10 protein-coding genes and 1 pseudogene are annotated in these 15,208 nt (G+C 59.6%); 1 reads left to right on the top strand and 10 read right to left on the bottom strand.

From position 1 onward, the window contains the following. Positions 1 to 148 precede the first annotated feature (148 nt). The gene (locus ACVWWD_RS28215; RefSeq protein WP_457103545.1) at positions 149 to 1,975 is read left to right on the top strand and encodes a phospholipase D-like domain-containing protein; all 1,827 of its coding nucleotides are present in this window, start codon (positions 149 to 151) and stop codon (positions 1,973 to 1,975) included. Positions 1,976 to 2,624: 649 nt separating this feature from the next. Here the strand turns inward: ACVWWD_RS28215 and ACVWWD_RS28210 are convergent. The 10 genes and pseudogenes from ACVWWD_RS28210 to ACVWWD_RS28165 all read right to left on the bottom strand — a co-directional run bounded on the left by ACVWWD_RS28210 (position 2,625) and on the right by ACVWWD_RS28165 (position 15,196). Then, complete coding sequence (locus tag ACVWWD_RS28210; protein WP_457103544.1) at positions 2,625 to 4,199, bottom strand: MBL fold metallo-hydrolase; 1,575 nt, start codon at positions 4,197 to 4,199, stop codon at positions 2,625 to 2,627. 3 nt (positions 4,200 to 4,202) lie between these two features. Continuing rightward, positions 4,203 to 6,101 (bottom strand): hypothetical protein, encoded by a 1,899-nt coding sequence (locus tag ACVWWD_RS28205; protein ID WP_457103543.1) that lies wholly within the window; start codon positions 6,099 to 6,101, stop codon positions 4,203 to 4,205. Between the two features lie 82 nt (positions 6,102 to 6,183). Further along, positions 6,184 to 6,984, bottom strand: a complete 801-nt coding sequence (locus ACVWWD_RS28200; protein ID WP_457103542.1) for a hypothetical protein — start codon at positions 6,982 to 6,984, stop codon at positions 6,184 to 6,186. Between the two features lie 369 nt (positions 6,985 to 7,353). Beyond that, positions 7,354 to 7,440 (bottom strand): annotated as a pseudogene (locus ACVWWD_RS28195) (IS5/IS1182 family transposase); the annotation flags it as partial. A gap of 3 nt (positions 7,441 to 7,443) precedes the next feature. After that, positions 7,444 to 9,585: a beta-galactosidase gene (locus ACVWWD_RS28190; protein ID WP_457103541.1), complete on the bottom strand. Its 2,142-nt coding sequence runs from the start codon at positions 9,583 to 9,585 to the stop codon at positions 7,444 to 7,446. Positions 9,586 to 9,609: 24 nt separating this feature from the next. Then, positions 9,610 to 10,515 (bottom strand): carbohydrate ABC transporter permease, encoded by a 906-nt coding sequence (locus ACVWWD_RS28185; RefSeq protein WP_457103540.1) that lies wholly within the window; start codon positions 10,513 to 10,515, stop codon positions 9,610 to 9,612. Further along, positions 10,512 to 11,432 carry a carbohydrate ABC transporter permease gene (locus ACVWWD_RS28180; protein ID WP_457103539.1) on the bottom strand — a complete coding sequence of 307 codons (921 nt, stop codon included), beginning with the start codon at positions 11,430 to 11,432 and terminating at the stop codon, positions 10,512 to 10,514. The genes ACVWWD_RS28185 and ACVWWD_RS28180 overlap by 4 nt, the downstream gene beginning before the upstream one ends. A 78-nt stretch (positions 11,433 to 11,510) precedes the next feature. Further along, a complete protein-coding gene (locus tag ACVWWD_RS28175; protein ID WP_457103538.1) occupies positions 11,511 to 12,821 on the bottom strand; it encodes an ABC transporter substrate-binding protein in 1,311 nt (436 codons plus the stop codon). Positions 12,822 to 12,932: 111 nt separating this feature from the next. Next, positions 12,933 to 14,117: an ROK family protein gene (locus ACVWWD_RS28170; RefSeq protein WP_457103537.1), complete on the bottom strand. Its 1,185-nt coding sequence runs from the start codon at positions 14,115 to 14,117 to the stop codon at positions 12,933 to 12,935. 809 nt (positions 14,118 to 14,926) lie between these two features. After that, positions 14,927 to 15,196, bottom strand: coding sequence for a response regulator (locus ACVWWD_RS28165; RefSeq protein ID WP_023774425.1), 270 nt, complete (start codon positions 15,194 to 15,196; stop codon positions 14,927 to 14,929). Positions 15,197 to 15,208: the final 12 nt, after the last annotated feature.

The following is a 15,208-nucleotide window of genomic DNA, read 5'->3' as shown; positions in this document are numbered from 1 at the left end:
CGAACACTTGCTGGATTTTACTCAATTGTCATCAGCTGGTCGCACGTTCTGTGTTCGAAGCACGGATCGTGGAGTTGCTGAGTAGCATCCATCTTGTCAGACTTCATAGTTCACACATTAATTTCCATCGCCAGAGGAGGAAGGCAGAATGTCCAGGCAAAATGCTCAGAACGGCGCAGTTTCCATCGTTGCCTATCGGGGAGACGCCAAGACCCTTCTCGCTTTCGATCTCGCAACTGAGGCGTCTCGACATAACCTAGCTGGGTTCACGGTGCAGATTAAGCCGCCGGGGCTACAGCCCTACTATCTCTTTAACGACCTGCAGTTTGAGACACCTGGGAACCACGCACAGGTCCCGACCGAGCCGCCGCAATCGTCAATCAACGCTCCGATCCACAAGTTCCGTTGGGTGCACGTTCCGGGCGTTGTGCATCAGGGGCTGAAACCGGCCTTCGGCCAATACGCATATACGGTCACGCCGCGCTATTTCGATGACCGGAGATCAATGAGACCGCTAGACCCGTCGCTGAGCACGACAGTACAAATCGACGTAGCACCATTTGTGAAAGGCAACCTTTCGCTTGGCTTCACGCGCGGTTTCGTCCAGTCGCAGGCCTTCGTCCGCCATTTCGGGGCCAAGGCCCTGATCCAGCCGATGGATGCGCCGCTCCAGTTCGACACCTCAGCCATCTCCGGGACAAATGCCGAGGGCGAAAGCTTCACATTTAGGCAGCAGTACGGGTGGCTGGGTTTCACCGCCCGCGACTGCATCTTCAATGTCCTTGAGGACGTTCAGGCCAATGCACAGCTGTCAATCGATGTCTTCTGTTACGATCTGAAGGAGCCCGATCTGATCGGACTGCTCCTCAAGATAGGCAAAGATGGCCGCGCGCGCATAATTCTCGACAACGCGGCCCTGCATCACAACGTTCAAAAGCCGACACCTGAGGACCAGTTTGAAGTGTTGTTTTCGCAACAGGCTGGCGCCAGCCGGATCAAGCGTGGCCATTTCGGGCGATATTCGCATGATAAGGTAATCATTGTTTCGCAAGCAGGTAAGCCAACGAAGGTTCTGACCGGCTCGACCAATTTCTCGGTGACCGGAATGTATGTGAACTCCAACCACGTGCTCGTGTTTGATGACGGCGCGGTTTCACAGCAATACAGCGATGTCTTCAATCAGGCCTGGCAAGGCAATGTCCATGCTCCGGCCTTTCTTGCCTCACCCCTGTCGCAGCAGGTCTTCAGTTTTGCGAACGCCAACCTTTCCAACACCGACATCGCATTTTCGCCGCATGACGAGGCTTTCGCACGCCAGGTTCTTGGGGGCATCGTAACGCGCGTACAGCAGGAAGCCGACGCCGTGGATGGCAAGGGCAGCGTCCTGTTCGCGGTGATGGAACTCGATGGTGGCCCAGATAACCCGGTGTACGACGCCTTGACCGCGCTGCACGAAAGCCAGTCTGTCTTCAGCTATGGGATTTCCGATAACCCGAGCGGCATTTTTCTGTATCCAATCGGAAGCGCCACTGGCGTTCTGGTGACCGGAAAGCCGGTCAATACGCAGCTGCCCAAACCCTTCAGCCAGGTGCCGAACATCGGTGGTGTCGGTCACCAGATTCACCACAAATTTGTGGTGTGCGGATTCAACGGTGCTGACCCTGTGGTCTACTGCGGATCGTCGAACTTGGCGCTCGGCGGCGAAAAAGCCAACGGTGACAATCTTCTAGCGATCCATGATTCTGATGTCGCCACTGCCTTTGCCATCGAAGCGGTGGCTCTTGTAGACCATTTCAACTTTCTCGACAGTGTTGCCAAGGGCCCGAAGGCAAAAGTGCCACCTCAGCCGGATGCGGATAAGACACAAGCCGCCATTTCAGCGGGTTGGTTCCTAGGCACCGACGATAGCTGGGTCCACAAATATTTCGACCCGAACGACTTGCACTTCAAGGATCGGGAACTGTTTGTAAGCTGAATATCCTGTACATCCGGCTCGCCACGTAATCAGAGCGAGAGCGGACGGCAGCACCGGTCATGAGAATTCTGGCATTGAACACGAACACCGGTCGCGTTGGCAAATCCGGGAGCTCGCCGTTCGTCAGATTGGAATTGTAACTTTACTCGGCCTCTGCTGCCGCTGAAGAGAAAGGATTGAGCCCCGCGACTCCGGCGCTGACATTTATCGAATCTTCGGGCTGGTTGAGGAATGTGTCCCCCAGATTGGTTACACGGCCTTCCATCGAATCAAAACGACGACAGGCGAGGGCCAACGCGGCCGTAGTCATCGATCCACCCGAAACACGGAGATCCGGTCGAGTTTGCCTAGAACACCGAGTTCGTTCAGGACGAAAGACAGCACCTGCACGAAACAGCATTGCACGTAACCACCCCCGACAGGCACAAGTCTATCTAGTCTTCGGTCCGTTCGCGTAAGCCTGCCGACTTTTTCGGCCATAACTGTCGCCACCTGTTGCTTTGCGGTCATGCGGAGACGAGCAGGATTAGTCTGTATTCCCGGAACCCAATCTCTCCCCGACTGATCGCTATCTGTTACTTTGATAACCGGGCTTATCGATTGCCCGCTGGGGTTGTACTCTCCATTTGACGATTGCCATTTCGGACCGTTATTTGGCACTGATGGGAATTGTCAATTCTACCCATAAACCGCTGTCTTCATAAGTCACGGCAACTGCCTGTCCGGCATCCGCCGGTAGCGCTTTGAACGCTACCTTTTCCTCTTCTGGGTCGCCATCTCCACAGACGATTCGACCCTTCGTACGCGCTCTGAGGTCGTCGTAGAGCGCACCATAAGGCATCTCCCAGCCTTGTCCGGGCATTGTCCGACCTTTTCCCTGCACGGCGGCAACGGCCCTGACAACCGGGATCGCGGCCGTCAGGCGGGCGCTGGTCATCTTCTCAAGCCCTAGCGCCTTCAGGGTAGCATTGTGACTGCCGTGGTGACCTACCTTGTAGAAGACCACGCGCCGCAGCAGGTCGTCGATCGTTGCAACTGCCCGTCCCTCTTCGGAGTTGGGGGGGTAGGTCTGGTCGCGCCATGAAAGCCAGTTGCCGACCTGGGCATCGCCAGGGAACAGCAGGATCTGTCCATCCGGCAGTTCCATCGCCAAGGCCAGACTTGTGTTGTTGGTGTCGGAGTCAAGCTTCAGGGCCAGTGTCTCTGCGGCGGCCGTCCACTCGTCTTCTATCTGCCGCTGATCATCGCTGTCATAAAGAGCAGCGAGATCTGAGCGCGGATCGTTCTCACCCCGGAGCTTGCGACCCCTCAGATGCGGTCGCGCGAATGGAGCAGGGTCCGGCTCGATGGAAAACGTGGAGCGGGCCGTCTGGACGGGGCTTTTCTCCAAGGCCTCCCTGGCGGCGAACGCCGAAGCGACGCTTAGCACCGCCGCCGCCTCGTCCAGACCCGTCAGATAGACTTCTTTCGCAGAGCCACCAGACGGCATATCCTTTCGCAGTTTCTCTTCGTCGCGAGGTGGCCCCAGCACATAGGTTTTGAGGCCGATTCCCTCCGCGCCGGCCAGAACCTGTCCTGGTGCAAGATATCGCGTTGCATCCGCCTTCTCCCGCATTGAATCGATCATTGCCCGCGTCGATTTTGGCGCAGCGGCTGGCAACTGCGACTCGGCATGCAGACCCATAAACGCAGCAAGATCGGCCGTCGCCTGCAGCCGTTCACCCGCCCGGGCACCGAGGCTTGTCCGCAACTGCACCGCCATCGCCAGCGCCTGGCGGCCTTTGCCAAGGCGGGCCTGCAGACTACGGGCCTGTTCGTCGTTCGGGTCCTCGGTCCATGCCATCCAGAGTGTGTCGATCTTTACATCTGGATTCTGGAAAGCCTCGCTGGCAAAGCCAAAACCGGACAAGTGATCGAAATGCTCGTGTGTGAGGATCAGGAGATGTATATGTCCGCCAGTTGTCTCAAGAACATTCTCGGCAACGCGCCTGATCAGATCCGGTCCGGCCTGCACTTCCCTTAGCCTGGGTTCACCGATCTTGTCTGTTACCGACTTCGGTAACTTTGCGACAAGGTCCTCGCCGGACGGCACATTTTGAAGGACACCGCAGTCGATGAGGGCGAACTTCCTATCGCCACCCATGTTGAGCGTGAGCAGGAAGCAGTCTCCCAGCAGACCGCGATACATGCGAACAGAAACCGAGTTGAATCCGGGATCTGGCATGGCCTACGCGCCTCGATGAACCATGGCGAACGGCTCTTTGGCCGCCCATGCGTTGTCGCCATAAGCTGCGCCCAATGCGCCGAGGTTTCGATGCTGGTCGAGAAATTCGCGCTGCTCGGCAAGCCGGTCACCGTCATCGATCCTTTTCCGGATCGCATAACGGAGTTTGCGATTTCGCAGGTCAAAAATCAGGGTGGCACCGCCTCTGAAGACAAAGTCCTGGGCCCTGATTTCACCACCTGTGTCGGCGTCCTGACTTTCCTGGTCCACGACCTTGAAGAAACCGCGTCTGCGTTGGGAGACTTCAACGATGAGCTGGCGAATGTCCTGCCCGTCCGGACCTGCCCGCCGTGTCGTGCGCACCGAGTGGACATCGACAGCCGGATATTTTCTGGTTCTTCCATCATTTCTGTCCGGCCACCGTGAAACTGTTGGCAGGGGACCGCATTCGCGCAGCTTCTCGTTGAATATGACCCCACAGGCCTGCTGCCATTTCTCATCGTTGGGGTCCGTTCCGTAGAACCACGATGCGAAGATCTTGCGATTGCTTTCGGCCAGGGCCGTCGCTTCGCTACGCTTGAATCTAGCTTCAAGATCAAGGCCTTTTATGTCGTCGACACTCAAATCGTCGTCCGGTCTTTCCCAGACAAGGCTATCGACGGCCAATGACAGACAGCCGCTTGGCACGATCCCGCGGCGGCGGAAGGCTTCGATCACGGCAAGCCTGTAGCCATAGGGATCATCAGGGACCAGATCAAAATCTGCCGTAATCAGGGCGCGAAGGAACTCCCCGAACCGAACATCGACCGGCGGCAGGTAGTCCAGTGACCGAATGCACATTCGCAGGACATGGTCCGCGCTCTTCACGGCCTCCCGTGTCAGCCGTGCTGCAAGATCAGGGTGCAGGTCGTGGCGCACACCCTTTTCCAAAGTCACGTTCGCAATTCGCAGCAGGTCAGCTGTCCTTCGACTATAAATGGTGAGGAACGCGTCGAAGATCGCGGCCACCAGCACCGCGCCGCGATCATGGGGTTCCACCAACGACTGCAGCAATGTAGGATCCGGCAACCCGTCAATCTTGTCGTCGATGGCTTCGCGCAGCGCCCCTGCGCGACCGACGGCGGCGCCAAACTGTTTTGCAAGCCCGCTCATCAGCGTGCGCTCATCGAGGCTGCCGCCATTGACTGAAATCTCGTTATAGACCGCCTCGCTCAGCGTAAAATGTGAAAGCAGCGCAACGATGTCGGCGAACGCCTCATGAAACGCCAGGCTGTCGACGCTGGTCGCCTCGGTGTAGCGCCGATGCAGGCCGTCGAGAATTGCGTGCGTGGTTTCATGCGCCACGACGTCGTGTGAGAGCGCGGTGAACACCCAGTTGGCGCCGGTATCCCGGGCAGAACTTCTGAAATAGCCAAAAAGCAGGGCCTTCTTATCAGGACTGTAGTAAGCATTGGGCTCGCGCAGGGCGTGTGGATAGATGCGCAAACGCTCTACCGGCTCATAGGATGCCGTTGTCTGGTTCCACGTAGGTGACCAAAGCACCACCCGGCCGAGCGCCCGCTCGAAGGCACGAATGGTCTTCATCGCGACTGCAAATACCATTTGCTGGTGGAACCGCGGGTCGCCTTCGGATGGCCGCAAGCCGTCCTGTGCCAGCAGAAATGGGTCGTTCAGATCAATCGGGTCGTAGAACTGGTCACTCACTGGATCGATATCGATCACCTCCAGATACGAGTTGACGGGCCCAGGCGCCAACAGTTCGTCGAGTTCTTCCTGCTCCCATGGCAGTGAGATTACAGCAACATTGAAGGAGGCACTCTCAAGCCGTGTCGACGCCTGAGGATCGAAGGCATACACCTGCAGATGTCTCAACGCGGGGGGCGGGTAGCTACGGTCTTTCATCTGGTCTCCCCTGCTCAGCACATCGCTTGCACATATATTAGAAACAGCGGGATTCCCTCATGGCAGGATCCATCGTGTGGCTTCAGGGAAACAGGATACTTCCGCTATGGTGAAACAGTAAATAGGATTTCTGAAACATCTTGTAATCGGAAACAGTGCCCCAGGCGCCATCCTTGTTCATAAAATTGACGTCAAACAGCTCTACAGCTGCAGTTTTGAAGCCTTCGTCCGAGTTCGGGCTGGCTATTTGAAACAGCATGCAGAATCGAGCGCTGTATTCTTTCCGGGACTGGTTCTGAAGTGAAATATGCACGTGTGCGGTCCTGTCCGCGGAAAATTTTACATCATCGGATTCGAAGTCACTTGTGGTTCTGTCCACGCTGAATTCGCTCGCCTGAGCGGCAACGTCGGGGCCCTTGATAGCGAAGGGCGCTATGTCGTATCTCAATACTGTTTCGCCGGCTCCGCCGCCATCATTGCATTCTCTCGGCCGATCGGAGGGGTCGCTGGAATATGGCTGGATTATCACCAGAGCGACGGCTGTGATCGCTATGCTGCGATTGCCCGAATTAACCAGTACAAACGTGGTTTTTCCGGTCACCGACATGAAGTCAGATAGCTCGTTTGTGGCACCGTTGTCCTGATGTCGATCAATATCCACTAACGGCCCAGAAGTCACTATCACTCTAAGATCGTCTGTCCGGCGCAGAGTGCCCAGATAAAGTGACGTCAGCGACACAGCTAACGCGCAAAGCGAAAATATTATTCCAATTATGTCTTTCAGCGACAGGCCTGACAAAGCCGATCTGGTATTGAGCACTCCTTTGGCCGCCTTGGCGCCGTCCTCTGGTCGACTGGAATCTGATCGTAGAACATGCTTCATTGACTATCCATTGTAGCCACAGCAGAATCGGATGACCGATAACGATATTCTGCGATTCCAGGAGACCAGGACAGCACAATCACGTTCGTACGATCGAATGCCAGATCGATGGTGCAGGCGCTCGTGCCGGCACCGCGGCCAGGCGAGTCCTGCCTGAAAAAAGTTTCTCGCCCTGTCGAGAACGGCAGCCTTGCTGGCCATCCGGACGGCGCTCCGACAACAGCGAACTCATCCATGCCTATGTTGGCGCCATCTGTCTCACCTCAGACCGTTCACCGCCCGGACCGAAATCTGCCGTGCCGCTGAATACTTTTGCAGCCTGCTAAGTTTCGCCACCGCGTCTGTGTTGCCGTTACGATTTGAGTGCATCTGCGGAAACCAGTGCGAGGCAGCGATGCAGATGGCAGACATGAAGGTGTGCGCACAGCGGTCATAGCGGGTGTGGATGCGCCGCCATCCCTAGTCGAGTTCGATGATGCTGCAGCCATAGGCCGGGAGAGACAGCTTACCGCCGCGTACTTTGCCATCGCCGAGCAAATGCTTGCCTGCGGGGACATTGCCGATGCTTGCCAGCTCGCCCAGCGTGTTGAGGATGAATAGCAGGCGGCGGTGCTTGCTCTCGCGAATGGTCGCTTCGACGCCGGCCGGCATGTCGGCGATGAGCGGCACGATACCGGCGGGCGCCAGGACCTGATCGGCCAGCACTTCGACCAGAGCATCGCTGAGGTACGTGCCGAGGTAGATCACATTGCCCTTGTCGACTTTGCGCGAAGTCATCGCGGCTTGGCCCTCGGCGAAGCGGCTGGCCCAGCTGCCGATAACCTCCGTGCCGAGCGCGACGTTAAGCAGCTCATAAAGATGCGCCGCCGTCACCTGCGCATTCCCGATCTTGAGCTCGTATTGGCGGCTCGCCGACGTCGCCGGCAGCTTCTTGCGCACCGTGTTGGCGCCGAAGCGGCCGCCATGCTCGAACATCCCGTCGCCGCCGATCGGCGTCAGCAACCCGAACTCCTCGACCGTGATCCCGGCCAGCGCCGAGAGCCTCGTGCCCGGCGAGGTGTCGCGGATGACGTGGTTGTTAACGTCGCGTGATCCGGTGCGGCCGCCCAGGATTACCGTTCCACCCGCCTTAGCGAAGGCCTCGATCCGCCCCGTCCACGCATCGGTCCATTTCAGCCAATGCGGCACGTAGAGCGCCTTGAGCTTGCTGAGATCATCCTCGGGATGGATGAAGCCGCAGGCGATGTTGTGGCGGTAGCAATAGCGGTGCAGCAGCGTCGCATCGTCCTGCGGGCTCGGCATGCCGATGGGGCAGGAGCGGTGCATCTCCTGATTGTCGAAATCTGATCCGGCGATGCCCAAATCCATGCGCACATGCGTGCCGAGGATCTTGTCCTTGAGCGCCGTGACCTCACCCGCAAACTGCTTGGCCTCATCATAGCGCCGCCGCGGGATGTCGTCGTGATCAATGATGCCCATCCAATAGATCTCGGCGCCGAAATGCGCCGGCCGCCAGCGGAAGAACATCACCCCATCGGCGCCGCGCGCCACTGACGTATAGGCCATGCGGCGCATCTCGCCAGGTTCGGGCGTCAGCGTCGAGAAGTTCGGCTGAGCACCGAAGCCCGATTGCTGCTCGGGCACGATGAAGTTGCCGGTGAAGCCGCGGCAGATGTCGAGACGCAGCGCCTGCGCCTCCCCGACGCTGCCGACCCGCTGCATCTCATCATCGAGATGCGGGTAGATGTCGAAGCCGAGAAAATCGAGATCGGTCGAGAATTCACCGCGGAAGTCGATGTCGTCGATCCGCCCCAGATTGTGGAAGACGAACCAGTCTGGATTGGTGGCGCGCAGAATCAGCACCTGGTCGTGCTGGAACCGCGCGGTCACGAAGGCGAGGAAGCGGTGATAGTCGACCACATGGGTCGGCCCGACCGGGGCTGGAGCGTAGTCGAGGGGCAGCACCACTTGATCGAAATCGTCGTAGGCGGTCGCCCAGAAATGCCCGCCCCACGCATCGTTGAGCGCGCCGATGGTCTTGTACTTGTCCTTGAGGAAGGCCTGGAACTCGGCCAGTGTCACCGGACCGTAGGACAGCGATCCAGAGGTATTGAACTCATTGTCCGTCTGCCAGCCGATGATGTGCGAATTGCCGCGATAATGCTCGGCCATCGCTTTAGTGATGCGCTTCGAATGCTCACGGAACACTCCGCTCGCAAGATTGGCGTGCTGGCGTGAGCCATGGCTCATGGCGCGGCCATTGGCATCGACGCGCAACACTTCGGGATAACGCGCCGTCAGCCAGCGCGGCGGCGTCGCCGTCGGCGTGCACATGATGGTCTTGATGCCAGCCTTGCCCAGCACATCTATGGCGCGGTCGAACAAATCGAAGTCGAACGTCCCCTCATGCGGCTCGATAATATGCCAGGCGAATTCCGCAAGTCGCACCGTGTTGAAGCCCGCGGCTGCCATGCGGTCAGCGTCGCGCTGCCAATAGCTCTCATCGACATGCTCCGGGTAATGCGGGGTACCGACGATGAAAGTGTCGGTCGCGATCGGCCGCCAGACAGAGAGAGGCGCGGATTTCGAGGCAGTCGTCATGATCGGAAAACTCCAGGCGATAGTCTATTTGATGGCGCCGGCGGTGAGGCCGCCCTGCCAGAACCGCTGCAGCAGCAGGAACACCACGATGACCGGGATGATGCTGACCAGAGCGCCGGTGATGATGATCGAGAACAGCACCTGTCCTCCGCCACCGCCCTGCTGCGCGAGCTGATACCAGGTCGCAAGGCCCACCGTGATCGGCTGATATTCTGGCGAGCGCAGTACGATGAGCGGCAGGAAGTAATTGTTCCAGGTCCCGACGAACGAGAGCAGCGCCACGGTCACCATGCCCGGCGCCACCAGCCGCAGCACGATGGCGCGGAAGATCACGAACTCGCCGGCGCCATCGAGACGCGCTGCGTCGAGCAGTTCGTCGTCGACGCCCTGCTCGATATAGACGCGCATCAGATAGACGCCGATCGGCGAAATCATCGAGGGCAGGATCACGCCCAGCGGATTGTCGCTCAGACCCGAAAGCGCGAGCAGCAGGAAGGTCGGCACGACGAGGGCCGTCTGCGGGATCATCACAGCGCCCAAGACCAGCGCAAACAGCAGATTGCGGCCGACGAATTTGAATTTGGCTAACGCATAGCCTGCCGCGGTAGCCAAGATCGCGGCACCGAGCCCGGCGACGCTCGAATAGAGCAGGCTGTTGAACATCCAGCGCATGAAGACGCCGTTGTCGCGCGCCAGAAGATCGCTCAGATTCTGCCAGAGGTTGAACTCGGTGCCGAAGCCGAAGCCGAACGTGGTGAACAGGTCGCCATTCGTCTTCGTTGCCGACAGGACCAGATAGACCAGCGGCATGAAGCTGTAGAGGAGGAACAGTGACAGCAGCAGCGTGAGCATGATCCGCGAGCGCCGCCTTTCGCCGGGCCGGCGCTTGGCAGCCTCGAAAGTGGCGATGTCGGTGGTCGCAGTCATCATTGCTCCGACCGGCGGCGGTTGGCGATCAGGGTGAAGATGTAGGAGGCACCGGCGATCACGATGCCAAGCACGAACGAAACGGCGGCCGCATAGCCATACTGCTGGTTCTTAGTCGCCAGCGAATAGGCATAGAGGTTCGGCGTGTAGCTCGAATTGATGGTGTTACTGGCGAGCGCGCGCATCAAATACGGCTCATTGAACAGCTGCAGTGTGCCGTTGATCGAAAAGATGATGGTGAGCAGGATCGCCGGCCACAGCAGCGGCAGCTGGATCAGCCGGGCAAATTGCCAGGGCGAGGCGCCGTCCATCCGCGCGGCCTCGGCGAGGTCCGACGGGATCGCCTTCAGCGCGGCGTAGTAGATCACCATATTGTAGCCGACATACTCCCACGTCACGATATTGGCCAATGAGAAGATCATCGCGCCCGGCGACAGGAAGTCCGGCGGCGGCAGGTTGAACGCCTTGGCCATCTGCGTGAACGGGCCGAAGGTGGGGCCGTAGAGATAACCCCAGATGATCGTCGCGATCACGCTCGGCACAGCGTAGGGGAGGAAGAAGCCGAGCCGGAAGACGCCCTTGGCATAGACCTGGCCACGATCGAGCACGATGGCGAACAACAACGCCAGGGCCAGCATGATCGGCACCTGCACGATGCCGAACAAAACGAGGTTCCACACGCCGCCCCAGAATTTGGCGTCGTCCGCGACCTTGATGTAGCTGGCTGTACCCGCGAACTGCCGTCCGCCCACCAGCGTGTCGCGGTAGAGGCTCATGTAGAACGCATAGACCAGCGGCGCGACGATGAAGGCGATAAACAGCAGCACGAAGGGCGCCAGGAACAGATAGGGCGCGAGCTTTCGTGACGTAAAACCGCCCAATCGCGCTGGGCGCGTCGCTGCGGTTGGCGAATTCGACATTGCCACGGGTCCCCGTCCGGCAAGATGAAGAGATCGGGCGCGCCGATCAAGGCGCGCCCGGCCGGTGCCCGGGAGGAGTTAGGCCACGGTGAAGCCTTGGTCCTTCGCGTAGGTGACCACGGCGTCCTGGACACGGTCGAACGCATCCGACAGCGTGCCGTTGCCGCTGATCGAGGCGCCGAATTCATCGGACATCGACTGGTAGAGGAAGCCCTGGAACGGGCTCCACTCAAACGGCGCCACGGCACTCGCCGATTTGGCAAACACTTTGTTCACCTCCTGGCCGCCGAAGAATTCCGGCTTGGCGCTCGCCCATTCCGGGCTCGACAGCAGCGCGTTCGTGCAGGGGAAGAAGTTTTGCTTGGTGGTGTAGAGCTTTGTGGCTTCGGGATTCGTGTTCAGCCAGATCGCGACTTCGGCGGCCTCAGGCAGATGCTGGGTCGCTTTCATCACGGCCAGCGCTGAGCCACCCCAAGCGCCAGTCACGAACTTGCTTGCGTCCCACTGCGGCAGATCGGCGGCACGCCACTTGCCCACGCTGGTCTTGGCGACCGAGGTCAGGAACAGCGGACCCCAGCCCGCAGCGAGCCAGGTGGCATAGCGACCCGAGTCGAGGCCGGTGTACCACTCATTGTTGAAGCCCGGCTTGGTCTCGATAACACCCGCGGTGATAAGGTCCTGCCAATAGGCGGCGAAGTCCTTGGAAATCTTGTCGTTGATCCTGATCACGAGCTTGTCGCCATCGCGGCTGACCGGCTTCCAGCCCATCGGCCACAACAGACCCAAGACCCAGTCGGCGTTGGCTCCGAACGGCGCGTCGGTCATGAACACATTCGGATCGGCCGCATGGATCTTCTTGCCCGCATCGGCAAACTCGGCCCAGGTGGTGGGCGGCGTGATCCCATGCTTGTCGAAGATGTCCTTGCGATAGAGCATCGCCATCGGACCGTAATCCTGCGGCGTGGCGTTGACCACATCGCCCATGGCGACCTGCGCCCATAGGCCTTCGGGGAACTCGCCCTTATGCGCATTGGCGTACTGGCCGATGTCTGCGAGGGCGTCGACCTGGCGGAAGCTCTCGAGGTGCTGGTATTCGATCTGGGCGACGTCCGGCAGGCCGCTGCCCGCCTGCAGGCCCGCGCGGAGCGCGTTATACAACGGGTCCCCCTGGCCGGGATTCACGAGTTCGATCTGGATGCCCGGATGCGCGGCGTTGAACATGTCTACCTCAAGCTGGAGATTCGGCACCCACGACCACACAAGCACCTTGACGGGCTCGGCACCGCGAACTGCCGCAGGCAGACCCGCTACCGCAACGCTCGCGCCCGCAACTTTCAAGAAGTCACGACGCTGCATCATCCGCCCAAGCGGATTGAAAATCTTCGTCATTGAAGTCCTCCCACGAAAGATACGCTCCCACACGACGCAGGGCGCGGTTTTTCTTTCAGTTAGAAACTTAATGCCGACATACAGTCGCTGTCAATTGCGATCGATTGATCTTCAGTCGGCCATCACGAGGCTGTCGGCAGGGTTGAGGGTCGTCGCATCGAGCACCAGGCGCACCGCTCCAAGCACGATGTCGCGGTGCCCCAGCGCGCCTATCACGAGGCGCGGCGGGTCGTACACATTGCCCTTGAGGCGATGCCGCAGCACATCCAGCACCAGATCACCGCCGCCGACGACCCGGCCCGCCAGTACGATGATTTCGGGGTTCATGAAGGCAGCAACACTGCCCACCGCCATCGTCGCATAGTCGAGCAACTCGGTGACAATCGGCGCGATTTTGCCCGCCTGCCGGTCGGTGACGGCAGCCAGGGTGAGCTTTCCCGCCGCATACTGGGTGTTGGCCTGTTCGAGCATCTTGGTCGCCTGTTCGGGGATGCCGAAAAAGCGCAGCGATTGCTTGTCGCCCAGATGTTCGAACGGCCGCCCGGTGAGGAGGGGGTCATCGAGATACCAGCCGAGCTCGCCCGCCGCATGCGAGTGCCCGCCATAGAGCTTGCCGTCGATGACGACGCCCGCGCCGGCACCGGGCCCGATCGAGAGGCTCACGACGCTGTCGGCGCCACGCCCGGCCCCGAATCCCCATTCGCCCACGGCGGCGAGGTTGCGCCCGTTTTCGACGACGATGGGCATCTGAAAATGTTCGCTGAGCCGCGCCCGCAACGGCATGTCGCGCCAGCCGAGCCCGAGCGTCAGCACCACTTCGCCCTCCGGCTGCCAGACGATCGAGGGCAGGCCAATGCCGATGCCGCGAATGGTCTGGCCGCGCGGGCGGGGAGCCGCCATCAGCCGGTGGATCAGGCCGACCAGCTTTTCGAAATTGCGCTCGCCATCATCGTCGGCGGTCTCGTGCATTTCGGTCTGCACGACGCCCTCGAGATTGGCCACGGCGCCATAGAATTCGCCCTTGCCGGCCTCAATGCCGATGATCGCATGCGCCGCGCCGCGGAACTTGATGCGTGCCCGGGGACGGCCCCGGACATTGGACTCGTCAAACCCGTCATACGCCACCAAATCCTCGGCAATCAGATCCTCGATCACCCGCATCACCGTCGGCAGGCTGATGTTCAGCCGCCCGGCGAGGCTCGAAGGTGATGCCACTCCTTCGGTGCGGATCAAATCCACCACGGCCGAACGATTGAGTCGGCGTAACAGGCTCGACGTCGTGGGTTGGCGCTTCATTCATGGACCAGTTGCAAAGGCCGGCGGACCGGCAACGAGCGTCGGCATAGACCAGAACCGTGCCAGAGTCCGCCTTTTTCTGATGACGCCGAACGTCAGTTGTCGCTCCGCAGTGAAAGCTACCGCGGTAGCCCGTTCGATGATTACGGCAATCCATGGCGGGCGCCCAAGCCCTCCGGAGTCACTGCGCATACTCGTGCAAATAACTGACTCCGGTCGCTTCAATCGGTTACGAACTCGTCCCCTTTGGCGCGGAACCAACATCAATGACGGCTTCTGGCGCAAAGCGGTCCGCACTACGCTGGACGCAACGGTCGGCTTTCTTGCCAGTCATCCTGAAAGCTGCCAGGCCGTCAACGGCCCCATTTCGGTCATTCACTACCGGAGTTCCTGACGACCTGCGGCTAACATCGGCGATATCTCGAAGCCTGTAATTAGGTGAGTTCATCGTCCTTAGGTTCGCCAGACCATACGAGATTATACGAAGGAAACGGTTTGGCGAACCATCCGCTAACGTATTGATTTTGTGGATAAAACGCTGACCCTCAGCGACTAACATAATCGTTATTTGTCAATGGGTTACGAAGCGGTTCGCCCAAATTGATTCAAGAAGTCGATCCAGCTACTCGCTGACCGCATTTATCCTTCGCCCTCTGGCAGCAATGCGCCTCATCTCGGACGTCGTGGCCAATTTTGTGTCGCTCAGAAGCAGACATCTAAGGCGTCCTCCTTGGAGTTCGCCCTGCGCCAGGGTCGAGGCCGCTCCGCGACGGGGTAGAGCGCAGTGTGATAAAGCACAGTCAGGAATCTCAGGTGTGGTCCGAATGCTGCTGATTCAGCAACGTCGACAAGGCCGTGATAATCTGCGGCATAAAGAAGGGCTTGGTGATCATGACGCTTTCCGGCACACCCTCGGCGCCCCAATGGATGGCGCTGTCGCCACTCATGTAGATCACGGGTATCGTTGGGTTGGCTTGGCGCAGATGCCGTGCAACTTCCCAACCGGATTTGCCCGCCCCCAGGCGTATGTCGGTGACGAGGCCCCTGAACTTGCCCGGCTCGGCGTCGAAAGCCGCCATGGCCTGGGCCGG

This window comes from Mesorhizobium sp. URHB0026 (genome assembly GCF_054059755.1).
Note: the sequence above shows the minus strand (reverse complement) of the source record. Positions and strands in the feature narration are given on the sequence as shown.